Annotated in this window: 23 protein-coding genes and 1 pseudogene; 2 read left to right on the top strand and 22 right to left on the bottom strand. The window is 69.5% G+C overall.

Annotated elements, in window-relative coordinates:
• The first annotated feature begins 67 nt into the window (after window positions 1–67).
• Window positions 68–5,908: a ThuA domain-containing protein gene (locus AB0J93_RS05710; RefSeq protein ID WP_363918454.1), complete on the top strand. Its 5,841-nt coding sequence runs from the start codon at window positions 68–70 to the stop codon at window positions 5,906–5,908.
• A 132-nt stretch (window positions 5,909–6,040) separates the two neighbouring features.
• Here AB0J93_RS05710 and AB0J93_RS05705 read toward each other — a convergent pair whose 3' ends face one another.
• From AB0J93_RS05705 to AB0J93_RS05695, 3 genes are all read right to left on the bottom strand, one after another.
• A complete protein-coding gene (locus AB0J93_RS05705) occupies window positions 6,041–6,991 on the bottom strand; it encodes an aldo/keto reductase (RefSeq protein WP_363918578.1) in 951 nt (316 codons plus the stop codon).
• Between the two features lie 68 nt (window positions 6,992–7,059).
• Complete coding sequence (locus AB0J93_RS05700) at window positions 7,060–8,739, bottom strand: ATP-binding cassette domain-containing protein (RefSeq protein ID WP_363918452.1); 1,680 nt, start codon at window positions 8,737–8,739, stop codon at window positions 7,060–7,062.
• Between the two features lie 47 nt (window positions 8,740–8,786).
• Complete coding sequence (locus AB0J93_RS05695) at window positions 8,787–9,392, bottom strand: methyltransferase (protein ID WP_363918450.1); 606 nt, start codon at window positions 9,390–9,392, stop codon at window positions 8,787–8,789.
• Between the two features lie 127 nt (window positions 9,393–9,519).
• On the opposite strand from AB0J93_RS05695, the gene AB0J93_RS05690 reads away from it, so the two are divergent.
• Window positions 9,520–10,623 carry a hypothetical protein gene (locus AB0J93_RS05690; protein WP_363918448.1) on the top strand — a complete coding sequence of 368 codons (1,104 nt, stop codon included), beginning with the start codon at window positions 9,520–9,522 and terminating at the stop codon, window positions 10,621–10,623.
• Between the two features lie 30 nt (window positions 10,624–10,653).
• On the opposite strand, the gene truA is transcribed toward AB0J93_RS05690, so the two are convergent.
• The 19 genes and pseudogenes from truA to AB0J93_RS05595 all read right to left on the bottom strand — a co-directional run bounded on the left by truA (window position 10,654) and on the right by AB0J93_RS05595 (window position 22,629).
• Window positions 10,654–11,484, bottom strand: a complete 831-nt coding sequence (gene truA / locus AB0J93_RS05685; RefSeq protein WP_363918446.1) for a tRNA pseudouridine(38-40) synthase TruA — start codon at window positions 11,482–11,484, stop codon at window positions 10,654–10,656.
• A 136-nt stretch (window positions 11,485–11,620) separates the two neighbouring features.
• Entirely contained in the window at window positions 11,621–12,181 is a 561-nt protein-coding gene (gene rplQ / locus AB0J93_RS05680; RefSeq protein ID WP_363918444.1) for a 50S ribosomal protein L17, read from the bottom strand.
• A gap of 34 nt (window positions 12,182–12,215) precedes the next feature.
• Window positions 12,216–13,238 carry a DNA-directed RNA polymerase subunit alpha gene (locus AB0J93_RS05675; RefSeq protein WP_013735931.1) on the bottom strand — a complete coding sequence of 341 codons (1,023 nt, stop codon included), beginning with the start codon at window positions 13,236–13,238 and terminating at the stop codon, window positions 12,216–12,218.
• Between the two features lie 95 nt (window positions 13,239–13,333).
• Window positions 13,334–13,960, bottom strand: a complete 627-nt coding sequence (rpsD, locus tag AB0J93_RS05670) for a 30S ribosomal protein S4 (RefSeq protein WP_363918442.1) — start codon at window positions 13,958–13,960, stop codon at window positions 13,334–13,336.
• A gap of 13 nt (window positions 13,961–13,973) precedes the next feature.
• On the bottom strand, window positions 13,974–14,381 hold the full coding sequence (rpsK, locus tag AB0J93_RS05665; RefSeq protein WP_013288613.1) for a 30S ribosomal protein S11: 408 nt from the start codon (window positions 14,379–14,381) through the stop codon (window positions 13,974–13,976).
• 131 nt (window positions 14,382–14,512) lie between these two features.
• Window positions 14,513–14,893 carry a 30S ribosomal protein S13 gene (rpsM, locus tag AB0J93_RS05660; protein WP_093403631.1) on the bottom strand — a complete coding sequence of 127 codons (381 nt, stop codon included), beginning with the start codon at window positions 14,891–14,893 and terminating at the stop codon, window positions 14,513–14,515.
• 213 nt (window positions 14,894–15,106) lie between these two features.
• Window positions 15,107–15,220 (bottom strand): 50S ribosomal protein L36, encoded by a 114-nt coding sequence (gene rpmJ, locus AB0J93_RS05655; protein ID WP_012184307.1) that lies wholly within the window; start codon window positions 15,218–15,220, stop codon window positions 15,107–15,109.
• A 91-nt stretch (window positions 15,221–15,311) separates the two neighbouring features.
• A complete protein-coding gene (gene infA / locus AB0J93_RS05650; RefSeq protein ID WP_007073013.1) occupies window positions 15,312–15,533 on the bottom strand; it encodes a translation initiation factor IF-1 in 222 nt (73 codons plus the stop codon).
• Window positions 15,534–15,993: 460 nt separating this feature from the next.
• Window positions 15,994–16,482 (bottom strand): annotated as a pseudogene (locus AB0J93_RS05645) (DUF1707 domain-containing protein); the annotation flags it as partial.
• 87 nt (window positions 16,483–16,569) lie between these two features.
• The gene (gene map, locus AB0J93_RS05640) at window positions 16,570–17,421 is read right to left on the bottom strand and encodes a type I methionyl aminopeptidase (protein WP_363918439.1); all 852 of its coding nucleotides are present in this window, start codon (window positions 17,419–17,421) and stop codon (window positions 16,570–16,572) included.
• 88 nt (window positions 17,422–17,509) lie between these two features.
• The gene (locus AB0J93_RS05635) at window positions 17,510–18,163 is read right to left on the bottom strand and encodes an adenylate kinase (protein ID WP_363918437.1); all 654 of its coding nucleotides are present in this window, start codon (window positions 18,161–18,163) and stop codon (window positions 17,510–17,512) included.
• On the bottom strand, window positions 18,164–19,486 hold the full coding sequence (gene secY, locus AB0J93_RS05630; protein ID WP_363918435.1) for a preprotein translocase subunit SecY: 1,323 nt from the start codon (window positions 19,484–19,486) through the stop codon (window positions 18,164–18,166). It abuts the gene before it with no gap.
• Between the two features lie 233 nt (window positions 19,487–19,719).
• Entirely contained in the window at window positions 19,720–20,163 is a 444-nt protein-coding gene (rplO, locus tag AB0J93_RS05625; protein ID WP_363918433.1) for a 50S ribosomal protein L15, read from the bottom strand.
• Window positions 20,163–20,345: a 50S ribosomal protein L30 gene (gene rpmD, locus AB0J93_RS05620; protein ID WP_018784560.1), complete on the bottom strand. Its 183-nt coding sequence runs from the start codon at window positions 20,343–20,345 to the stop codon at window positions 20,163–20,165. Before rpmD ends, rplO begins: the two co-directional genes overlap by 1 nt.
• Complete coding sequence (gene rpsE / locus AB0J93_RS05615; protein ID WP_203997223.1) at window positions 20,345–20,959, bottom strand: 30S ribosomal protein S5; 615 nt, start codon at window positions 20,957–20,959, stop codon at window positions 20,345–20,347. Before rpsE ends, rpmD begins: the two co-directional genes overlap by 1 nt.
• Before the next feature lie 34 nt (window positions 20,960–20,993).
• On the bottom strand, window positions 20,994–21,383 hold the full coding sequence (rplR, locus tag AB0J93_RS05610; protein ID WP_093403621.1) for a 50S ribosomal protein L18: 390 nt from the start codon (window positions 21,381–21,383) through the stop codon (window positions 20,994–20,996).
• On the bottom strand, window positions 21,380–21,922 hold the full coding sequence (rplF, locus tag AB0J93_RS05605) for a 50S ribosomal protein L6 (protein ID WP_363918430.1): 543 nt from the start codon (window positions 21,920–21,922) through the stop codon (window positions 21,380–21,382). The genes rplR and rplF overlap by 4 nt, the downstream gene beginning before the upstream one ends.
• 16 nt (window positions 21,923–21,938) lie before the next feature.
• The gene (gene rpsH / locus AB0J93_RS05600) at window positions 21,939–22,346 is read right to left on the bottom strand and encodes a 30S ribosomal protein S8 (protein ID WP_093403619.1); all 408 of its coding nucleotides are present in this window, start codon (window positions 22,344–22,346) and stop codon (window positions 21,939–21,941) included.
• Between the two features lie 97 nt (window positions 22,347–22,443).
• The gene (locus AB0J93_RS05595; protein WP_007073023.1) at window positions 22,444–22,629 is read right to left on the bottom strand and encodes a type Z 30S ribosomal protein S14; all 186 of its coding nucleotides are present in this window, start codon (window positions 22,627–22,629) and stop codon (window positions 22,444–22,446) included.
• Between the last annotated feature and the right edge of the window lies 1 nt (window position 22,630).

Here is a 22,630-nt window from a genome sequence, read left to right as displayed (position 1 = left end):
CATTTGGGACGGTCTTCGGCGAGCCGTCCCCCGCAACCCACGTCGAGTAACGACAGAGGAGACCGGAGTGCCCCGACCACCCCGTGCCCGCGTACCCATCACCGCCACACTTCTCACGCTCGGCCTCGCCGCGACCGGCCTCGTCGGCGCCCCTGCCGCACAGGCCGCGCCGAGCACCAAGACTGTCGCGCAGAGCACCTCCGTCCAGCAGGCCAAGCCCTTAGCGGCTCCGGAGGCCGCAGCCGACGACTTCTCGGTGCTGGTCTTCTCCAAGACCGCCGGCTTCCGCCACGCCTCCATTCCCACCGGCATCGCCGCCATCCAGGAACTCGGCGCGGAGCACGGTTTCACCGTCGACACCACCGAGGACGGCGCCGCCTTCACCGACGCGAACCTGGCACAGTACCGGGCCGTCATCTGGCTCTCCACCACGGGAGACGTGCTGACGGCCGACCAGCAGGCGGCGTTCGAGCGCTACATCCAGGCCGGTGGCGGCTACGCCGGCATCCACGCCGCGTCCGACACCGAGTACAGCTGGTCCTGGTACGGCGAACTGGTGGGGGCGTACTTCAACAGCCACCCGGCCAACCAGACGGCCACCGTCAAGGTCGAGGATCCGGCTCACCCCTCCACCGCCCACCTGCCGGAACGCTGGTCCCGGTTCGACGAGTGGTACAACTACCGCACCAACCCGCGGGGCGCGGTGCACGTGCTGGCCACCCTCGACGAGACCAGCTACTCCGCCGGGTCCGGGGCCATGGGACACGACCACCCGATCGCCTGGTGTCAGGACTACGACGGCGGCCGAGCCTGGTACACCGGCGGTGGCCACACCGACGAGTCGTACGCCGAACCGGAGTTCCGCACCCACCTGCTCGGCGGTATCCGTACCGCGGCCGGGATCGAGGGTGCCGACTGCGGTGCGTCGCTGACCGCCAGCTTCGAGAAGGTGACGCTGGACAGCAACACCAGCAATCCGATGGAGCTGGACATCGCGCCCGACGGCCGGGTCTTCTACATCGAACGCGACGGCCGGGTGCAGATCGTCAAGCCGGACACCGGCAACACGGTCACCGCCATCGACCTCGACGTCTTCACCGGCAACGAGGACGGCCTGATCGGCATCCGCCTCGACCCGGATTTCGCCACCAACAACTGGGTCTACCTCTACTACGCCCCGAACGACGGGGTGGCGCGCAACGTGCTCTCCCGGTTCACGGTAAGCGGTGACTCGATCGACGCGGCCACCGAGCAGGTCGTGCTCCAGGTCGACACCCAACGCAACACCTGCTGCCACGCCGGCGGCACCATGACGTTCGACTCCGCCGGCAACCTCTACCTGGCCACCGGGGACAACACCAACCCGTTCTCGTCGGACGCGTACACGCCGATCGACGAGCGGCCCGGGCGTGCCGACTACGACGCGCAGCGCACCTCCGGCAACACCAACGACCTGCGCGGCAAGGTGATCCGGATCCACCCGGAGGACGACGGGACGTACACCATCCCGGAGGGCAACCTCTTCCCGCCGGGCACGGAGCAGACCCGCCCCGAGATCTACGCGATGGGCTTCCGCAACCCGTTCCGGATCGGCATCGACCCGGCCACCGACACCCTCTACGTCGCCGACTACGGCCCGGACGCCGCGTCGGACAACCCGGACCGTGGCCCGGAGGGCCTGGTGGAGTGGAACATCGTCGCCGAACCGGGCAACTACGGCTGGCCGTACTGCACGGGGACCAACGAGGCGTACAACGACTACCAGTTCCCCTCCGGCCCGAGTGGACCGAAGTTCGACTGCGCCGCCGTGGTGAACGACTCGCCGAACAACACCGGCCTGACCAACCTCCCGCCGGCCATCCCGGCCACCGTCGACTACGGCTACGGCGGTGACCCGCGCTACCCGGAGATCGGTGGTGGCGGCGCGCCGATGGGCGGCCCGGTCTACCGGTACGACGCCGAACTCGACTCGAACCGCAAGTGGCCGGCGTACTACGACGGCAAGGCGCTGCTCGGCGAGTGGAACCAGTCGAAGATGTACACGATGCAGGTCACCGAGGACGGCAAGGATCTGGTCGACATCAACCAGTTGCTCACCGGGATGTCCTTCATCCGCCCGATGGACTTCGAGTTCGGTCCGGACGGTGCGATGTACCTGATCGAGTGGGGCAGCGGCTTCGGCGGCAACAACGACAACTCCGGCGTCTACCGGATCGATTACATCGCCGGTGACCGGGCGCCGATCGCGGTGGCCAGTGCCGAGCCCACCTCGGGACAGGCCCCACTGACCGTGGCCTTCTCCAGCGCCGGCTCGCGCGACCCCGACGGGGGCACGCTCGGCTACGCCTGGACGTTCGGCGACGGTGGCACCTCCACCGAGGCCAACCCCACCCACACGTACGCCGAGGCGGGCAACTACACCGCCCAACTGACCGTCACCAACCCCAAGGGTCGTACGGCGGTGGCTAACGTGCCGATCACGGTGGGCAACACCGCGCCGACCGTGACCATCGAGTTCCCGCCGGACGGTGGCTTCTTCGACTGGGGCGACCAGGTCAAGTACACGATCAAGGTGACCGATCCGGAGGACGAGGAGATCGACTGCGCCGACGTCCAGCTCCAGGTGCTGCTCGGTCACGACGAGCACGCCCACCCGCTGGAGCAGCACACCGGCTGCACCGGCACGGTGCAGACCCAGCTCGCCGCCGGCCACGGCGCCGAGGCGGACGTCTTCACCGTGTTCGAGGCGACCTACACCGACCAGGGCGGGACCGGTGGGGCCAACCCGCTGACCGGCCGGGCGATCGAGATTCTCCAGCCCAAGCGCAAGCAGGCCGAGTACTTCACCGCGACCGGCCGGGCCGAGGACGGCACCGGCGGCGGTGACCCCGGGGTGATGCGCGAGACCACCGGCGACACCGCCGGCGGCGGTCAGAACATCGGCGCCATCGAGGACGGCGACTGGTGGTCGGTCGTACCGGCCGACCTGACCGAGATCGACGAGATCCGGTTCCGGGTCGCCTCGGCGACCAGCGGCGGCGTGATCGAGGTCCGCGCCGGCGCGGTCGACGGGCCCGTGGTCGCCTCGGCGACCGTGCCGGGTACCGGCGACTGGCAGACCTACACCGACGTCACCGCACCGGTGACCGGTGCGGCGAGCGGTTCGCTGTACTTCGTGGCCCAGGACCCGGCGGGCGGCGCGGGGTCGCTGTTCAACGTCAACTGGGCGGACTTCGTCGGTAAGGGCGTCACCGACAACGCGCCGCCGGCGGTCACCGCGACCGCCACGCCGGCCACCGGCACCGCACCGGTCACCATCGCGTTCGGCGGCACCGCCACCGACCCCGAGGGCGACACCCCGCTGACGTACGAGTGGGAATTCGGTGACGGCGGCACGGCGGACACGCTCCAGGCCGAGCACACGTACACCGCACCCGGCAACTTCACCGCCACCCTGACGGTGACCGACAGCCGGGGCGCCAGGTCGTACGCGACCGTGCCGGTCCGGATCGACTCGCCGAACACGTCCTGCCTCGGGGCACGTTCGGACAACTTCGACGGCGACACGCTCAACCGCGACCGGTGGACCAGCGTGGTGCGGGAGAACCAGCTCCTGTCCGTCTCCGACGGCGCACTGCGACTTCCCACCGGGGTCGGTGACCTCTACGGCAGCCGCAACGACGCCACCAACCTGGTGCTCCAGCCCGCCCCGACGGGTGCCTGGCAGGCGACCACCAAGGTGACTCTCCCGGTCACGGCCAACTACCAGCAGGCCGGCCTGCTGATCTACGGCGACGACGACAACTACGCCAAGCTGGATCTTCTCTACAACGGCAGCCGGCGGGTGGAGTTCATCCGGGAGGATGCCGGCACGCCGCGCAACGAGGGTGCCGACAGCGCTGACGCACCGGCGGGTGACACCGTCTACCTGCGGGTGAGCAGTGACGGCACCAGCCTGACCGCCGCACTCTCGGCCGACGGTCAGACGTTCACCCCGGTCGGTCGCTCCGCCGCACTGGCGGGCATCGAGAACCCGCGGATCGGCCTGTTCGCCCTCAACGGCGGCACCGACGCGCCCGTGGTGGAGGCCGCGTTCGACTGGTTCCAGGTGATACCGGACGAGCCGGCCGGCCCGGTCGACCCGTCCGACGAGTTCACCGGCATCTCGCTGGACAAGTGCCGGTGGAACGCGATCCTCCGGGAGGACCTGAGCGCCTACCGGGTCAGCGGTGGCTCGTTGCACATCGACGTGCCCAACGGTGACATCTACGGCACCAACAACACCGGGCCGACGAACTTCATCCTCCAGAACACGCCGAGCGGCGACTGGACGATGGAGACCAAAATCGACGGCAGTCTGCTGGACGAGCAGTACCAGCAGGCCGGTCTGATCGTGTACGGCGACGACGACAACTACCTGAAGTTCGACTTCGTGGTGGACAACCAGGCCGGCCAGCCGGTGTCCCGGCGGATCGAGCTGCGCAGCGAGATCGACGGGACGATCCAGGATCCACAGCCGGGTGCGGAGAACCTGACCTCGGCCGAGTGGTATCTGCGGCTGGTCCGCACCGGTGACACCTTCACCGGGTCGTACTCGGCCGACGGCACCACCTGGACGGCCCTGACCGAGCTGACCAACGCGGCCGTGGGGGCGACCCCGAAGGTGGGCGTGTTCACCCTCGGTGGCAACCAGACCGCCTCGAAGTCGGCGTCGTTCGACTACTTCCGGTTCTCCACCGAGGCCGGACCGGACGACGACACCGCACCGGTCACCACGGCCGAGGTGTCCGGCACCCCGGTCGCGGGTTGGCTCACCGGCCCGGCGACGGTCACCCTGTCCGCCGCCGACAACGACGGCGGCAGCGGGGTGGCTCGCACCGAGTACCAACTCGATGACGCCACCACCTGGACCACCTACACCGAACCGGTGCCGGTGACCGGGGACGGCGAGCACGAGCTGCGGTTCCGCTCCGTCGACGAGGCCGGCAACGTGGAGGAGACGAAGGCGGTCACCGTCCGCATCGACGCCACCGCGCCGGTCAGCACCGCGACGTTCGCCCCGGCGAACGACGAGGGTTGGCACGACGGCACCATTCCGGTGGTGCTCACCTCGACCGACGCCGGTTCCGGGGTGGCGCTGCTGGAGTGGTCACTGGACGGCGGCGACTGGACGCCGTACACCGAGCCGATCGAGATCAGTGGCGACGGGGACCACGAGCTGCTCTACCGGGCCACCGACACCGCCGGCAACGCCGAGACGTTGAAGGCGGCGGTGGTACGCATCGACGGCACGAAGCCGACCCTGTTGGTCTCCGGCATCGCCGACGGCCAGCTCTACGGCGACAGCCAGGATGTCCGGGTGTCGTGGCAGGCGGTCGACCCGACCTCGGGTATCGCGACCGTGGTCGGCCAGCTCAACGACCGGCCCTACGTCAGCGGCACGCTCCAGGCGATGTACGAGCTGCCGCTGGGCCTGCACGAGCTGACCGTCACGGCGACCGACAAGGCGGGCAACGCCACCAGCACGACGGTCCGCTTCTTCGTCACCACCTCGTTCCGGGACATGCAGAACCTGCTGGACCGGTTCAAGGCGACGGGGCGGCTCACCAACAAGGCGTACAACCAGTTGTCGAAGCGGCTCTCCAACGCCCGTACGGCGGAGGCGGCGGGCAACGACAAGCGGGCGATCAACCAGCTCACCGCGTTCCGGACGCTGGCCGGTGACGCCGAGTTGGTCGGCGAGGCGGAGATCCGGGACGTGCTGATCCGGGACGCCGATGCCATGATCGTCCGGCTCGGTGGCTCGGCCAGCAAGGCTGGCGTACGAGCCAACGACGGCGAGTCCGTCAAGGGCACCGGCCGCCTAGGCGGCGACCCCACCCGCCTACCCCCCAACCGCAAGCTGTAAGCCCAAGGCCCCGCCCGGCACCGCGCCGGGCGGGGCCCCTTCCCCAACCCTGTTGATCATGAGGTTGGCGGCAGTTCCGGAGATCAAGAACGCCGCCAACCTCATGATCAACGCAAGGGGTGGGTGGGTGGGTCAGCGGTCGAGGACTGCTCGGAGGGCTTTGAGGTCGGGCTCGGTGGGGTGCCAGGTGCCGGCTTCGGCGTTGGCGCGTACCTGCTCCGGTGTGGTGGCTCCGGCGATGACCGAGGTGACGGTCGGCTGGGCGGCCAGGCCGCCGATCGCCACGTGCAGCATCGGCACACCCCGTTCCGCGGCGTACGCCTCGATTCCCTCAATGGTGTCCCAGTCGGCGGCGGCGAGGCGCTGGGCGTACCGGCCGCCGCCCGCCAGCCGGCTGCCGGCGGGCGGTGCCTCACCCCGCTTGTACTTGCCGGTGAGCAGCCCGTTGGCCAACGGGAAGAACGGCAGCATGCCCAACCCGAACCGGTCGCAGGCCGGCAGCACCTCGATCTCGGCGTCCCGGTTGAGCAGGCTGTAGTGGTTCTGCGCACTGACGAACCGGTTAAATCCCCGCGTCTTCGCCGCCCAGTCGGCGTCGGCGATCTGCCAGCCGGCGAAGTTGGAGTTGCCGAGGTACCGCACCTTGCCGGCGCGGACCAGATCGTCCAGGGCGGACAACGTCTCGTCGATCGGGGTACCCGGGTCCGGCTCGTGGAACTGATACAGATCGATATAGTCGGTGTCCAGCCGACGCAACGACGCCTCGACCGCCCGGATCACGTACCGCCGCGAGCCGCGTACCCCGAAGTCCCGTCCGTTGCTACCGGCCATCGACATGCCGAACTTGGTCGCCAGCACCACGTCGTCCCGGCGCCCCTTGAGGGCCGCGCCGAGTTGCGCCTCCGAGGCACCGTGCGGCTCGCCGTAGATGTCGGCGGTGTCGAAGAAGTTGATCCCGGCGTCGAGGGCCGCGTCGACCACCGCGCGGGTGCCGTCGAGATCGAGTTTGCGGCCGAAGTTGTTGCAGCCGATTCCCACGACGGACACCACGAGCCCGGAGTCGCCCAGCCGGCGATAGGTCATCTCACTCACGAGATCACCATATGTCGCCCCGTCGGGTGGTCGCAGGGCCGGCCGCGGGAGCAGACCGCTCAGGCCACGTCCCAGACCGGCTCGTCGGTCTCGACCACCTCGCCGTCACCACGGAACAGCAGGAACCGGTCGAAGGTGCGGGTGAACCAGCGGTCGTGGGTGACCGCCACCACCGTGCCGGAGAACGCGGTGAGCCCGACCTCCAACGCCTCGGCCGAGGCCAGGTCGAGGTTGTCGGTGGGTTCGTCGAGCAGCAGCATCGTCGCGCCGGACAGCTCCAGCAGCAGCACCAGGAAACGGGCCTGTTGCCCGCCGGAGAGGGTGCCGAAGCGCTGGTCACCCTGCCCCGCCAGTTCGTACCGGGACAACGCCGCCATGGCCGCGTGCCGGTCCATGCCGGCCCGGTGCTCGTCGCCCCGCCAGAGGATCTCCACGAGCGTCCGCGCCATCAACTCGGGTCGGTCGTGGGTCTGGGAGAAGTGACCGGGACGCACCCGGGCGCCGAGTCGGGCCATCCCGTCGTGCGCCACCGGCGCGAGCGCCGCCGCACCGTCGACCGGGCCGTTCGCCGGGTCCGGGTCCGTCCCGCCCCGGGCCAGCAGGCGCAGGAAATGCGACTTGCCGGTGCCGTTGGCACCGAGCACCGCGAGGCGGTCGCCGTACCACAGCTCCAGGTCGAAGGGGTAGGTCAGGCCGTCCAGCTCCAGCTGCTCGCAGACCAGCGCACGCTTGCCGGTCCGCCCGCCGGCCAGCCGCATCCGGATGTCCTGCTCCTTCGGTGGTACGGGCGGCGGCCCGGCCTCCTCGAACTTGCGCAACCGGGTCTGCGCCGCCTGGTAACGCGAGGCCATCCCATCGTTGTACGCGGCCTTCTGCTTGTACATCAGCATCAGCTCGCGCAGCTTCTGATGCTCCTCGTCCCACCGCTTACGCTGCTCGTCGAGTCGAGCGTGGCGGGCCACCCGCGCCTCGTGCCAGCTGGCGAAGCCGCCCGGGTGCACCCAGGCGCTGCCGCCCTCCACCGCGACCACCCGGTCGGCGGTGTGCGCCAGCAGTTCCCGGTCGTGCGAGACGTAGAGCACCGACTTGGCCGACTCCCGCAGCCGCGCCTCCAGCCAGCGCTTGCCGGGCACGTCGAGAAAGTTGTCCGGCTCGTCGAGCAGCAGCACCTCGTCGGGGCCGCGCAGCAGCAGTTCCAGGGCGAAACGCTTCTGCTGCCCACCGGAGAGGGTGCGGACCGGGCGGTGCCAGGCGGTCTCCCAGGGCAGGTCGAGCACGATGGTGGCGACGGTGTCGAAGAGCACCTCGGCGTCGTACCCGCCGGTCTCGCCCCAGGCAGCCAACGCGTCGGCGTACGCCAGCTGAGCCTTGCCTGCGGCGGTGCTGTACTTGCCGCGCAGCTCGGCGTCGCGCATGGCCGCCTCGGTCTCGGCCAGCCGGTGCCCGGCGTCGCGCAGCGGCGGCGGCGCGAGCGACAGGGCCAGGTCGGCGAGGGTCGACTCGTCACCGATCATGCCGATGAACTGGCGCATGACACCGAGCCCACCGGTACGCGCGATCGCGCCGGTACGCACCGGCAGGTCACCGGCGACCATCCGCAGCAACGTCGTCTTGCCCGCACCGTTCGGCCCGACCAGCGCCACCTTGGCACCCTCACCGACCCGGAACGACACGTCGGCGAAGAGTTGCCGCCCGTCCGGCAGGACATGCCCGACCGCCGCCACGTCCACGTATCCCACGCGGGCATCCTGCCCGAGCCGGGCCGGCGGGCCAACCGATTACCCGGTCAGTGGGTGACGCGCAACACCCGGAACCCCTTCTGGCTGGCGTGTCGGGTCACCCGCCAACCCTGCTCGGTAAGCCAATCCTGCAACGAGTCACCGCCGAGGTGGCGGGCCACCACGAGCCAGGCGACGCCGTCCGGAGCGAGCCGGGGCAGCCACCGCAGCAGCAGCTGGTGCAGTTCGTCCTTGCCGACCCGGATCGGCGGGTTGGACCAGATCTGCGCGAAGCGCAGGTCGGCGGGTACCTCCTCGGGGGCCGTCACCCGCAGCCGGCCGGACAGCCCGAGCCGGGCGGCGTTCTCGGCAGTCAAATCACGGGCCCGCTCGTTCACGTCCACCGCCCAGGTGGTGGCCATGGGGGCGACGGTGGCGAGCACGCAGGCGATCGGGCCGAACCCGCAGCCGAGGTCGAGCAGGGCCCCGGTGGTCGTGGCGTCCGGCGGCTCCGCCTTACGCAGCAACACGGCGGTGCCGGGGTCCAGGCGGCTGGCTGAGAAGACCCCGGACGCCGAGACCAGGGTGTAGTCGCGCCCGGCGACGGTGAACTGCACCTCGCGCGCCCGGGCGGGCGCGTCCGGTTCGGCGGTGAAGTAGTGGTCCCCGGTCACGCGGGCCATTCTCGCACCGAGCCGGATCGGGCCGACCGTGCGGCTGCGGCAGGGGATCCGACACGTCGATCCGCCGCATTTCCGCGAAATACCTACTAAAGGGATAAACATCCCTACTCTGGACGACATGGTGTATCGGTACGACTCCGATGAGGACGCATACGTCCCGTTCCGGGACGACGAGCCCGAGGGCAGTTCGCCCCGCCCCGGCCCGCCGCCCCCGGCCGGGCCGTCCCCGTCGCGCTTCCCCACCCCGTCGCTGGCCCGTCCGAACCAGATCATGCTGCCGTCGTCGGCGCCGCCGCGCGGGGCGTTCCCCGCCACCCAGCAGGAGCCAGCACCACGGTACGGCCCGGCACCGGCCCCGCCCGACGAACCGGCACCGGTCGGCGTGGCGGCGGCACCGCCGGAGCCGGGTACGACGACCGTCGCGCCGCCGCCCCGCCGAGGTGGCGGTCGCACCTGGCAGGTGCTGGTCGGCGGTGCCGCGGCGCTGGTACTGCTCGCCCTCTGCGGTCTCACCGCCGCCACCCTGTTGGACGGTCGGACCCTGATCGGTCAGCAGGCCGGGCCCAGCGCCGCACCGGACACCACCCGCGACACGGTGCCCGCTGAGGCCAGCGACCTCGACTCCCGGGACACCGACCAGGCACCGCTCACCGCCCGCGAGGTCTTCCCCGCCAGTACCCTCGCCGTTGGCGACGGCGAGACCGGCTACGAGGTGCTACGCACCCAGTCCAGCGCCAGTTGCGCGGTAGCCGCCACCGGGGAGGTCTCAGAACTACTGGTACGGCTCGGCTGCAACCAGGTCGTCCGGGCCACCCTGCGCGCACCGGACGGCGACCACCTGGTCACCACGGGACTGTTCAACCTCACCGACCGGTCCAGCGCCGAGCGGGCCCGGGACCGGATCCGCCAACTGCTCGACGAGCGGCAGGGTCGCTTCCGCGGCATGTCGGCGGGAGACGGCACGGAGGTCATCGCCACCGCACCGGCGCGGGTCGGCTGGCAGGTACGCGGCCACTACATCGCCTACGCAGTGGTCGCCCGCACCGACGGCGCCACCATCCGCGCCGGTGACACCACAGTCCGCGAGATCCTCTTCGACATGCTCGAACAGCATCTCAACCAGGGCGTGCTGGAGCGGCGTGCCGAAGGCGGAACGGCCAGCCAGCCGACCGAGGGCCCCACCGACGACACCGGCAACCAGGACGAGTCCACCGAGGACTGACCAACCGGCATCGGCGGAAGGGCCCGCCGTTCAACTGTCGGCGGAAACCCGTAGCCGGCGGGTCGCCTCGGCCCGGCGCGCGTACTCGGCGGGATCGTCCGGGTAGCCGACCGCCACCAGGGTCAGCCCGTGCGCCGGCGCCACGGTCACCTCGCTGGCCCGCTCCCGACGGGCCAGCAGGTCGGCTGGCCACCGCACCGGTCGGCGACCGTCCCCGGCGACCAGCATGGCGCCGACCAGGCTACGGACCATCGCCTGACAGAACGCGTCGGCCTGCACGGTGGCGACCAGGATCCCGTCGGCGTCCCGCCGCCAGTCCAGCCTGGTCACCTCCCGCAGCGTGGTGGCGTTCTCCTTGCGCCGGCAGTACGCGGCGAAGTCGTGCTCCCCCACCAGTCCGGCCGCCGCGGCGGTGAGCCGGTCGAGGTCGAGTACCCGCGGCCAGGCCAGGATCTCGTGCCGGCGCAGCGGGTCGCACCCCCACGGCGCGTCGGTCACCCGATACTCGTAGCGGCGGAAGGTCGCCGAGAAGCGGGCATCGAAGGTGGCCGACACCTCACGCATCGCCCGCACCCGCAGATCGGTCGGGAGCAGCCGGGCCAGCCGGCGCAGCAGCCGACCCTCGTGCGCCCGCCAGACGTCGACGGGCAGATCCAGGTGGCAGACCTGCCCGCTGGCATGCACCCCCGCGTCGGTGCGGCCGGCGACGGTCAGTCCGGTCGCGACGCCGGTGCCGAGCACCAGGTCCAGCGTCTCGACCAGCACGCCCGCGACCGTGCGCCGCTGCGGCTGGGCGGCCCAGCCGGAGAAGGCCGTGCCGTCGTACGCGACATCCAGCCGCAGCCGGGTGCGCTCCTCCACGTCGTACCTCCCAAGGCCCTGTGGCGAAGTCCCGGGCCGGCCTGCGGCGGGCCCAGCAGCGGCTGAGGACTTCGCGAGACCCTCAACGGGTCGGGCCCGGCACCCCGTGGGGTGCCGGGCCCGACGACGGCCTGGATCAGGCCTTGCCTTCCTCGGTGGCCAGGTCGCTGTCCTCGCGGGCAGCGGCGGTGTCACCGGAAGCCGACTGCGGCGGCTCGGCGTCCTGGTCGGTCGGCTGCGACGCGGGGGCCTCCTCGGCCGGCGCCAGCGCCTCGACCTTGTCCTGCTGGGCGGCCTTGCGGCCGGCGGTCTTCTTGTTCGCCTTCGGCTCGGCGACCTGAAGCTCCTCGACCAGTTCGATGATCGCCATCGGCGCGGCGTCACCCTTGCGCGGACCGGTCTTCACGATCCGGGTGTAGCCGCCGCTGCGGTTGGCGTACCGCGGCGCGATCTGGTCGAACAGGGCGTAGACCACGTCCTTGTCCTTGACCACGGTCAGCACCCGCCGACGCGACGCGAGGTCGCCCCGCTTGGCCTTGGTGATCAACTGCTCGGCGAGCGGACGCAGCCGCCGAGCCTTGGTCTCGGTGGTCTGGATCTTGCCGTGCTGGAACAGCGCGGTGGCCAGGTTGGCCAGCATCAGCCGCTCGTGCGCGGGGCTGCCGCCGAGGCGGGGGCCCTTGGTGGGCGTGGGCATGCTTGGTGCTCCTCAGGTGTGGCGGCAGCGCGGACTAGAGCTGCTCGGTCTCGCGGTAGTCGTCGGTGTCGTAGTCGGCCTCGCCGAAGGCGTCCACGACGTGCGCCGGGTCGAAGTTCGGAGCCGAGTCCTTCAGCCCGAGACCCATCCCGGCGAGCTTCATCTTGACCTCGTCGATCGACTTCTGACCGAAGTTGCGGATGTCGAGGAGGTCGGCCTCGGTACGCCCGATGAGCTCACCAACGGAGTTGATGCCCTCGCGCTTGAGGCAGTTGTAGGAGCGGACGGTCAGGTCCAGCTCCTCGATCGGCAGGGCCAGGTCCGCCGCCAGCTGCGCGTCCTGCGGGGACGGGCCGATGTCGATGCCCTCGGCGGTCTCGTCCAGCTCACGGGCCAGCCCGAACAGCTCCACAAGCGTCGAACCGGCCGAGGCCAGTGCGGTGCGGGGCCCCATGGACGGCTTGGTCTCGACGTCGATGATCAGCCGGTCGAAGTCCGTCCGCTGCTCGACCCGGGTCGCCTCGACGCGGTAGGTCACCTTGAGCACCGGGGAGTAGATCGAGTCGACCGGGATCCGGCCGATCTCCGCACCCGCCTGCTTGTTCTGCGCCGCCGTGACGTAACCACGACCCCGCTCGACGGTCAGCTCCATGTCGAGCCGGCCCTTACCGTTGAGGGTGGCCAGCTTCAGGTCCGGGTTGTGCACCGAGACACCGGCCGGAGGCTGGATGTCGCCGGCGGTCACGTCGCCCGGGCCCTGCTTACGCAGGTACATGCTGACCGGCTCGTCGTGCTCGGAGCTGACGCAGAGCTCCTTGATGTTCATGACGAGCTCGACCACGTCCTCCTTGACCCCGGGGATCGTGGTGAACTCGTGCAGCACACCGTCGATCTTGATCGAGGTGACGGCCGCACCCGGGATGGACGACAGCAGCGTACGCCGCAGCGAGTTGCCCAGGGTGTAGCCGAAGCCCGGCTCCAGCGGCTCGATGGTGAACCGGGACCGGGTCTCGTTGATCGACTCCTCGGAGAGGGTCGGTCGCTGGCTGATGAGCATGTTTTCTCTTCTCTTCCGGGGCGCCCGCCATATGACGCCCACGACACAAACTGTTCCGGTGGCCCGCCCTGCCGGGCGGGCCACCGCAACGAGCCCTACTTGGAGTAGAGCTCGACGATTAGCTGCTCCTGGACCTGGGTGTCGATCACCTGTCGGGCCGGGAGCGAGTGCACCAGGATCTTCATCTGGCTGGGGATCGCCTCCAGCCACGCCGGAACGGTCTTGGAGCCGGCCTCGGCCTGGGCCACGATGAACGGGGTGAGCTCCTTGCTCTTGACCCGAACCTCGATGATGTCGTGCTCCTTGACGCGGTACGACGGGATGTCGACCTTCTTGCCGTTCACCGTGAAGTGACCGTGCTTGACCAGCTGACGAGCCATGTCCCGGGACTTGGCGTAGCCGGACCGGTAGACCACGTTGTCCAGCCGCGACTCGAGGATCTGCAGCAGCACCTCGCCCGTCTTGGCCTTCTTGCTCACGGCTTCCTCGTAGTAGCCGCGGAACTGCTTCTCCAGCACGCCGTAGACGCGGCGGGCCTTCTGCTTCTCACGGAGCTGGAGCAGGTACTCCGTCTCCTTCGTGCGGCCGCGGCCGTGCTGCCCGGGCGGGAACGGCCGGGACTCGAACGGGCACTTCGGACCATCGCACTTGCTGCCCTTGAGGAACAGCTTCATCTTCTCCCGCCGGCAACGGCGGCAGTCGGCACCGGTGTAACGAGCCATCTCTCTCTACCTCTCAGACCCGACGACGCTTCGGCGGACGGCACCCGTTGTGCGGCTGCGGGGTGACGTCGGAAATCTGCCCGACCTCAAGGCCCACGGCCTGCAGCGAACGGATGGCGGTCTCCCGGCCGGAGCCGGGGCCCTTGACGAACACGTCGACCTTGCGCATGCCGTGCTCCATCGCCCGGCGCGCGGCGGCCTCGGCGGCCAGCTGCGCGGCGAACGGAGTCGACTTGCGGGAGCCCTTGAAGCCCACCTGGCCGGACGAGGCCCAGGAGATGACGGCACCAGTCGGATCGGTGATCGAGACGATGGTGTTGTTGAAGGTGCTCTTGATGTGCGCCTGCCCGTGGGCGACGTTCTTACGTTCCTTGCGCCGGACCTTTTTGACAGCGGCTCCGGCACGAGCCTTCGGTGGCATAAGTCTGTGCGCTCCTGATTAGGTTCTCGATCGGTGCTGGCTATTCGCCCCGTCGATGAGGTAGACACCGGTTCCAGTTGGAGCCCGCCCTACCTCGACGGAAAACGACCAGCATTCCGGTTTAAGAACTATTACTTCTTGCCCGGCTTCTTCTTGCCGGCGACGGTCCGCTTCGGGCCCTTGCGGGTCCGCGCGTTGGTCTTGGTCCGCTGGCCACGCACGGGCAGGCCCCGGCGGTGCCGGATGCCGGCGTAGCAGCCGATCTCGACCTTGCGGCGGATGTCAGCGGCGACCTCGCGGCGCAGGTCGCCTTCAACCTTGTAGTTGGCCTCGATGTGGTTGCGGAGCTGGACCAGCTCCTCGTCCGTGAGGTCCCGGACGCGCTTGTCCGGCGAGATGCCGGTGGCGCTGAGCGTCTCCAGGGCGCGGGTGCGGCCCACGCCGAAGATGTAGGTGAGCGCGATCTCCATCCGCTTCTCGCGGGGAAGGTCGACGCCGACTAGACGTGCCATGTGCGGGCGTACTCCTCGTGGTGTGCTGGCGAAGGTGTGGACCCGTCCCACCCCGCTACCGGCCGTCCCTGTCCTTCCGACGCCGATGGCGCCGGCGACCGGGATCGGTCGCTGCCCGAGCGGGCCCCGGCCTTCGACCGGGGGTCAACCACGATTGAGTACGCGCTGCGCACCGCTCGCGGCTGGGACGAGCATGTGTGATGTGTGGGCTGTTCAGCCCTGGCGCTGCTTGTGGCGCGGGTCGGTGCAGATGACCATGACCCGGCCGTGCCGGCGGATCACCCGGCACTTGTTGCAGATCCTCTTGACGCTCGGCTTGACCTTCACGGTTGCCTTACTTCCCATCTGGCCCGGCGTCGCGAGGCGCGACACCGGACGTCGAAGACGGACACGGGACGTTTCCCGGCCGCCGTCAGGCTTACTTGTAGCGGTAGACGATGCGCCCGCGGGTCAGGTCGTACGGCGATAGCTCGACGACGACCCGATCCTCCGGCAGGATGCGGATGTAGTGCTGCCGCATCTTGCCGCTGATGTGAGCCAGCACCTTGTGGCCGTTGGCGAGCTCCACCCGGAACATAGCGTTCGGCAGGGGCTCGATGACCCGACCTTCGATCTCGATGGCTCCGTCTTTTTTCGGCATGTCCTCCGCTGTCCTGACGTCGGTTGCTCCGGACGGCCCACAACGTCTTACACGGGTGCTTGACCAAGATCAGGCTTCCCGCGCCAGCCGCGGCTCCGCGTCCCACCGAAGCGCTGGCGGGCATGGCGGAGTGGACGCTGTGCGCCGATCAGAAAGTGTACGCCCGCCTGCACGTCGTCGCCAAACCGACCGGCCACCTGGGCTCGACCAGGTCCAGGAAACGGGACATTCAGCCCATATCGCCCCGGTCGGGCCGCCGCGTCGGCTCGCCCACCGGAGCCTCGGTAGCTTCGCCGGGCCCGGTGCCCGTCACGCTACCGGGAGCCGCTTCGATCCCGTCGTCGGCCGCCACCGGTCGGGCCTCGGTGCCTCCGTCAGCCGCCGCTCCGCCGGAGCCGGCGGGCCCGATGGCGGCCGGCTGCTCCTGACTGAGGGCCTTACGCTCGCGCTTGAGCGCCCGCTTCTCGGCGCGCCGCTGCCGGCGGCGCTCCCGCTCGGCCGCCCACCGCGCAGGCTCACCGCTGGCCAGCCCGGTGACGGTACGCACCAGCACCACCGCTCCCCACGGCCCCGCAACCCAGCCTGGCCAGAAGTAGAGCGGTTCACCGGCCGCCAGCGAAGTGACGGCCCAGATCGCCACCACGATCCCGACCACCTTCAGCCAGGGTTCCCAGACCTCGGCCAGCCAGCGCGCGGTGAGTCCGCGTCCGGCCTCGGCCGGCACCGGGACGCCCGGCTGCCGAGACGTCGGCAGCACCGCACCGCCGGACGCCGGCAGGTCACCGACGAGAGCATCGAGCTCGGCGTACGTGCGGGCGGCATAGGCCCGCTGCAACCGGTCGTCGTACTCGTGCAGGTCGAGTCGGCCCTCGTCGAGAGCGACCCGGAGGCGGTCGGCGATGGCCTGCCGGTCGGCGTCCGCTGCCCGCATGGCGTCCCGCTCGTCCATGCCGGCAAGCATGCCACCAGACTGCCAGTACCGCCGTGTCGGCCGTCCCGGTGACGCAGGCGTCGGCAGTCGCCGCCGATGCCCGCGTTACGCGGTCCGCGTGACGCTCGGCTGGCGAGCGGTGACCAGGTCGCCCAGGCGGGCCCGGCCACCGTCGTACGCGGTCAGCACCCACACACCGTCGGGCAGCAGCGCCATGCTGTGCTCGACGTGCGCGGCACGCGAGCCGTCGCGGGTGACGACGGTCCATCCGTCGGCGAGTTCCGCCGTACGCGGCGAACCCATGGTGATCATCGGCTCGATGGCAAGCGCCAGCCCCGGCACCAACCGTGGCCCCTTGCCCGGCCGCCCGTGGTTGAGCACGTGCGGGTCCTGGTGCATCTCGGTGCCGATGCCGTGGCCGCCGTAGCCGTCGACGATGCCGTAACGCCCCGCCTTGCGGATCGCGCGTTCCACCGCGTGCGAGATGTCGGTCAGTCGGCCCTTGCCGCTGGCGGCGCCGCGAGCGGCCGCAGCGATCCCGGCCCACATCGCGTCCTCGGCGACCTCGGCCATCCGCAGCAGCGCCGGATCGACCTCGCCCACACCGACCGTGATCGCCGCGTCGCCGTGCCACCCGTCGAGCACCGCACCGCAGTCGATCGAGATCAGGTCGCCGTCCGCGAGTACCTGCTTCGGCGACGGGATGGCGTGCACGATCTGCTCGTTGACCGAGGAACAGATCGACGCCGGAAACCCGTGGTAGCCCTTGAACGACGGGACGGCTCCCGCAGCGCGGATCGTCGTCTCGGCGATCTCGTCCAGATCGGCGGTGCTCACCCCGGGGGCCACCGCCTCCCGCATCCGGCGAAGCGCCTCCGCGACCACGAGGCCGGCAGCCCGCATCTTCTCGATCTGCTCAGGAGTCTTCAGCTGGATGTCCAGCTGGGGACGACGCATGGAGGTGCTACCTTTCGTTGCCCAAACAGCGGGGTACGACCCGCGTACCCCGCTGTTCGCACTCTATCCGGCCGACCGCCGGGCGACCTCAGCCCCCGTACGAGCGAAGGGCGTCGATGGCGCGGACCGTGACGTCCTCCACCGGGCCGGTGGCGTCGATGCCGACCAGCTTGCTCTGTGCGCCGTAGTAGTCCACCAACGGCGAGGTCTTCTCGGCGTACTCCCGCAGCCGGGCGGCGATGGTTTCCGGCTTGTCGTCGTCCCGCTGGAACAGCTCCGCGCCACACCGGTCGCAGATGCCCTCCCGGCTGGTCGGGTCGAACTCGACATGCCAGATCTTGCCGCAGCCCCGGCAGGTACGCCGGCCGGAGAGCCGGCGGATCACCTCGTCGTCGTCAACGACCAGTTCGAGCACGATGTCCAGCGCGGTTCCGAGATCCGCGAGGAGCTTGTCCAGTGCGGCGGCCTGCGGGGTGGTGCGCGGGAAACCGTCGAGCAGGAAACCCTCGGCCGCGTCCGGCTCAGCGAGCCGGTCCCGCACCATGTTGATGGTGACCTCGTCCGGAACGAGCTTGCCGGCGTCCATGTATCGCTTGGCCTCGACGCCGAGCGGGGTGCCCTGGGACACGTTGGCCCGGAAGATGTCGCCGGTCGAGATCTTCGGCACGGACAGATGCGCGGCGATGAACTCCGCCTGTGTGCCCTTGCCCGCACCCGGCGGGCCAACCAGAACCAGTCTCATCTACCGCAGGAACCCTTCGTAGTTCCGCTGCATCAGTTGGCTCTCGATCTGCTTGCTCGTCTCCAGAGCCACGCCGACCATGATCAGCACTGCGGTACCGCCGAACGGGAAGTTGAGGTACTGCTGCCGGTCCAGCCAGATGAAGAAGAAGTTCGGCAGGATCGAGATGATCGCGAGGTACAGCGCACCCGGCAGGGTGATGCGACTGAGGATGAAGTCCAGGTAGTCGGCGGTCGGCTTGCCGGGGCGGATGCCCGGCACGAAGCCGCCGTACTTCTTCATGTTGTCTGCGACCTCGGTCGGGTTGAACGTGATCGAGACGTAGAAGTACGTGAAGAAGATGATCAGCAGGAAGTAGACCACGATGTAGATCGGGCTGGTCGGGTCGACCAGGTTGTTCTGGATCCACGCCTGGGTCTTGCCCGGGTCATTCTGGTCGAAGAACTGCAACGCCAGCTGCGGCAGATAGAGCAGCGACGAACCGAAGATGACCGGGATCACACCCGCCTGGTTGACCTTGAGCGGGATGTAGGTCGAGGTACCGCCGTACATCCGCCGGCCGATCATGCGCTTGGCGTACTGCACCGGGATGCGGCGCTGCGCCTGCTCGATGAAGGTCACCGCGGTGATGACCACCAGCACCAGCGCGATGACGAGCATGAACTTCCACCAGCCCTGGCTCTCCTTGATCCGCCAGCCCTCGCTGGGCAGGCGGGCCGCGATGGAGGTGAAGATCAGCACCGACATGCCGTTTCCGACACCCCGGTCGGTGATCAGCTCGCCGAGCCACATGACCATGCCGGTGCCGGCGGTCATCGTCATCACCAGGATGGACAGGGTCAGCCAGTCCGGGACGCCGGTGCCGGTCGGGATGATCTCCTCGTTGCACTGGTTGTTGAACAGCTGCCCGGAGCGGGCCAGCGCCACGAACGCCGAGGCCTGCAGGACACCCAGCCCCAGCGTCAGGTAGCGGGTGTACTGGGTGATCTTCGCCTGGCCGGCCTGGCCCTCCTTACGGAGCTGCTCGAGCCGGGGGATGACCACCGTCAGCAGCTGCAGGATGATCGACGCGGTGATGTAGGGCATGATGCCCAGCGCGAAGATCGACAGCTGCAGCAGCGCGCCGCCGGAGAAGAGGTCGAGCAGGTTCAGTACGCCGGTGGACCCTTCGAGGGTCTCCAGGCACTTCTGCACGTTGCCGTACGAGACGCCCGGGCTGGGCACCGTGGCGCCGAGCCGATAGATCGCGATGATGCCGACTGTGAACAGCAGCTTCTTGCGCAGGTCAGGCGTACGGAACGCACTGAGAAAGGCGGACAGCAACTTCTTCCTCCTGCGCGAGGCGGGCCGCCGGTCGTCCCTGGCGGGTCGGGGTGGGTTCCGGGCAAGTGCCCGATATCCATGGCTGGGAAGGGACTCTAACAGCCCGATCCCGGTCCGGGCAGATGTGCCCGGCCACATAAACCGAATCCGATGTTACCGGGCGCACAAGCCCGTTGTAGACCATGGCGCCCGCCAGCTGGGATCAACTGGCGGGCGCCATGGGTAAAACTGCTCTACAGCTCGGTGACCGAGCCGCCGGCGGCCGTGATCTTCTCCTTGGCCGACGCGCTGAACGCGTGCGCCGACACCTGAAGCGTCACCCCACCAAGATCCCCGGTGCCGAGGACCTTCACCGGCTGCCCCTTGCGGACCGCGCCGGCCTCGACCAGTTCGGTCGGGCCGATCTGGCCACCGTTGGGGAACAGCTCGGCCAGGCGGTCCAGGTTGACGACCTGGAAGACCACCTTGAACTTGTTCTTGAAGCCCTTCAGCTTCGGCAGGCGCATGTGGATGGGCATCTGCCCACCCTCGAACGCCGCCGAGATGTTCTTCCGGGCCTTCGAACCCTTGGTACCGCGACCGGCGGTCTTGCCCTTGGAGCCCTCACCGCGACCCACACGGGTCTTCGCGGTCTTGGCACCAGGCGCTGGACGCAGGTGATGGACCTTGATCGTCATTACTCGACCTCCTCGACCTTCACGAGGTGGTTGACCGTGAAGATCATGCCGCGAATCTCGGGCCGGTCCTCCTTGACCACCACGTCATTGATCCGCTTGAGACCGAGCGAACGCAGCGACTCCCGCTGGTTGCGCTTGGTCCCGATCTCGGAACGGACCTGGGTGACCTTGAGCCGTGCCATCAGGAAGCCACCTCCGCCCGCGAGGCGAGCATGGCCGCCGGCGCGACGTCCTCCACCGGCAGGCCCCGCCGCGCGGCAACGGCCTCCGGGGACTCCAGCCCCTTCAGCGCGGCCACGGTGGCGTGCACGATGTTGATCGGGTTCGACGAGCCGAGGCTCTTCGAGAGCACGTCGTGGATGCCCGCGCACTCCAGCACGGCACGGACCGGACCACCGGCGATGACGCCCGTACCGGCGGAGGCCGGCTTGAGCAGCACCACCCCGGCGGCGTCCTCGCCCGTGACCGGGTGCGGGATCGAGGACCCGATCCGCGGCACCTTGAAGAAGTGCTTCTTGGCCTCCTCGACGCCCTTGGCGATCGCCGCAGGCACCTCCTTGGCCTTTCCGTAGCCCACGCCGACGGAGCCGTCGCCGTCGCCCACGATCACCAGGGCGGTGAAGCTGAAGCGACGACCACCCTTCACGACCTTGGCGACGCGGTTGATCGCGACGACCCGCTCGAGGTGCGGGGTCTTCTCGGCGGGCGCGTTTCCACGGCCGCCCTCACGGCGGTTGTCGCGGCGACCACCCTCGTTGCCACCGGACCCGCCGCCACGGCGCTGTTGACCTGGCATCAGCAGCCTTCCTTCTCTCTCGTGACGGGGATTGTCAGAACTCGAGCCCGGCTTCGCGGGCGGCGTCGGCGAGCGCGGCGACCCGCCCCGCGTACCGGTTGCCGCCGCGGTCGAAGACGACCTTGGAGATGCCAGCGGCCTTGGCCCGCTCGGCCAGCAGGGTGCCGACCTTGCCAGCCAGGGCGCTCTTGTCGCCCTCCGTACCGCGCACCGAGGCGTCCAGGGTCGAGGCCGACGCCAAGGTGTGACCCTTGGTGTCGTCCACGATCTGGGCGACGATGTGCCGCAGCGAACGGGTGACCACCAGGCGGGGACGCGCGGCGGTGCCGCTGACGTTCTTGCGCACTCGGAAGTGCCGCCGCGCCCGCCCGACGGCACGCTTGGCGGCGACGCCGCGGCGGCGCTTGAGCAGCGTGGCGCTCACTTCTTACCTGCCTTTCCGGCCTTGCGTCGGATGATTTCGCCCTGGTACTTCACGCCCTTGCCCTTGTAGGGCTCCGGCGGGCGGATCTTCCGGATGTTGGCGGCGACCTCACCGACGAGCTGCTTGTCGATGCCGGCCACGTGGAACAGCGTCGGCCGCTCCACCGTGAAGGTGATGCCCTCGGGCGCCGGCACGTGCACCGGGTGCGAGAACCCGAGCGCGAACTCCAGGTCCTTGCCCTTGGCGGTGACCCGGTAACCGGTGCCGGCGATCTCCAGGCTCTTACGGTAGCCCTCGGTGACCCCGACGATCATGTTGGCGACCAGGGTACGGCTCAGGCCGTGCAGCTCCTTGGCCTTGCGCTCGTCGTTCGGGCGGTTGACGCTCAGCTGCCCGTCCTCGGCCCGCTCGATGGTGATCGGCTCGGCCAGGGTGTGCGACAGCTCGCCCTTGGGGCCCTTGACCTTTACGGTCCGGCCGTCGATCGTCACGTCGACTCCGGATGGCACCGGGATCGACTTACGTCCAATACGCGACATTTCTACCTGTCTCCCGTTACCAGACGAAGGCGAGGACTTCCCCGCCAACGCTCCGCTTGCGGGCCTGCCGGTCGGTGAGCAGTCCCTGGGACGTCGAAATGATCGCCACGCCCAGCCCACCGAGCACCCGGGGGAGCCCGTCCGACTTGGCGTACACCCGCAGACCGGGCTTGGAGACGCGCTTGATACCGGCCAGGCTCCGCTCCCGGTTCTGGCCGTACTTCAGCTCGACGACCAGTCGCTTGCCGACGGCACCCTCTTCGGGCTCCTCGACTGCCCAGGTGGCGATGTAACCCTCGGACTTGAGGACCTCGGCGATGTTCGCCTTGATCTTCGAGTACGGCATCGTCACCCGGTCGTGGTACGCCTGGTTGGCGTTACGCAGACGCGTGAGCATGTCTGCGATCGGGTCGGTCATCGTCATGAAAACTCGTCAACCTTTCTCGCCGGGGTTCCCGCGACACGTCGCAGGCCTACGGCGAAGAGACAGTCCAGCTGACGCGCCGCAGCGCGCCGGGCTATTACCAGGAAGCCTTGGACACGCCGGGCAGTTCACCGCGGTGGGCCATCTCCCGGATGCACACCCGGCAGAGCCCGAACTTGCGGTAGACCGCCTTGGGACGCCCGCACCGCTGGCAGCGGGTGTACGCGCGAACCGAGAACTTCGGCTTCGCGGCCGCCTTGAGGATCAGCGCCTTCTTGGCCATC

The organism is Micromonospora sp. NPDC049374, assembly GCF_040677165.1.
Lineage (GTDB): Bacteria > Actinomycetota > Actinomycetes > Mycobacteriales > Micromonosporaceae > Micromonospora.
Note: the sequence above shows the minus strand (reverse complement) of the source record. Positions and strands in the feature narration are given on the sequence as shown.

Excerpts from the sequence above, each read along its gene's own strand:
- AB0J93_RS05705 (WP_363918578.1), bottom strand. The coding sequence starts at position 6,991 with ATGACCTATCGCCGGCTGGGCGACTCCGGGCTCGTGGTGTCCGTCGTG.
- AB0J93_RS05690 (WP_363918448.1), top strand. The coding sequence starts at position 9,520 with ATGGTGTATCGGTACGACTCCGATGAGGACGCATACGTCCCGTTCCGG.
- rplQ (WP_363918444.1), bottom strand. The coding sequence starts at position 12,181 with ATGCCCACGCCCACCAAGGGCCCCCGCCTCGGCGGCAGCCCCGCGCAC.
- AB0J93_RS05675 (WP_013735931.1), bottom strand. The coding sequence starts at position 13,238 with ATGCTCATCAGCCAGCGACCGACCCTCTCCGAGGAGTCGATCAACGAG.
- rpsD (WP_363918442.1), bottom strand. The coding sequence starts at position 13,960 with ATGGCTCGTTACACCGGTGCCGACTGCCGCCGTTGCCGGCGGGAGAAG.
- rpsK (WP_013288613.1), bottom strand. The coding sequence starts at position 14,381 with ATGCCACCGAAGGCTCGTGCCGGAGCCGCTGTCAAAAAGGTCCGGCGC.
- rpsM (WP_093403631.1), bottom strand. The coding sequence starts at position 14,893 with ATGGCACGTCTAGTCGGCGTCGACCTTCCCCGCGAGAAGCGGATGGAG.
- infA (WP_007073013.1), bottom strand. The coding sequence starts at position 15,533 with ATGCCGAAAAAAGACGGAGCCATCGAGATCGAAGGTCGGGTCATCGAG.
- map (WP_363918439.1), bottom strand. The coding sequence starts at position 17,421 with ATGCGTCGTCCCCAGCTGGACATCCAGCTGAAGACTCCTGAGCAGATC.
- AB0J93_RS05635 (WP_363918437.1), bottom strand. The coding sequence starts at position 18,163 with ATGAGACTGGTTCTGGTTGGCCCGCCGGGTGCGGGCAAGGGCACACAG.
- rplO (WP_363918433.1), bottom strand. The coding sequence starts at position 20,163 with ATGACGATCAAGGTCCATCACCTGCGTCCAGCGCCTGGTGCCAAGACC.
- rpmD (WP_018784560.1), bottom strand. The coding sequence starts at position 20,345 with ATGGCACGGCTCAAGGTCACCCAGGTCCGTTCCGAGATCGGGACCAAG.
- rpsE (WP_203997223.1), bottom strand. The coding sequence starts at position 20,959 with ATGCCAGGTCAACAGCGCCGTGGCGGCGGGTCCGGTGGCAACGAGGGT.
- rplF (WP_363918430.1), bottom strand. The coding sequence starts at position 21,922 with ATGTCGCGTATTGGACGTAAGTCGATCCCGGTGCCATCCGGAGTCGAC.
- rpsH (WP_093403619.1), bottom strand. The coding sequence starts at position 22,346 with ATGACGATGACCGACCCGATCGCAGACATGCTCACGCGTCTGCGTAAC.
- AB0J93_RS05595 (WP_007073023.1), bottom strand. The coding sequence starts at position 22,629 with ATGGCCAAGAAGGCGCTGATCCTCAAGGCGGCCGCGAAGCCGAAGTTC.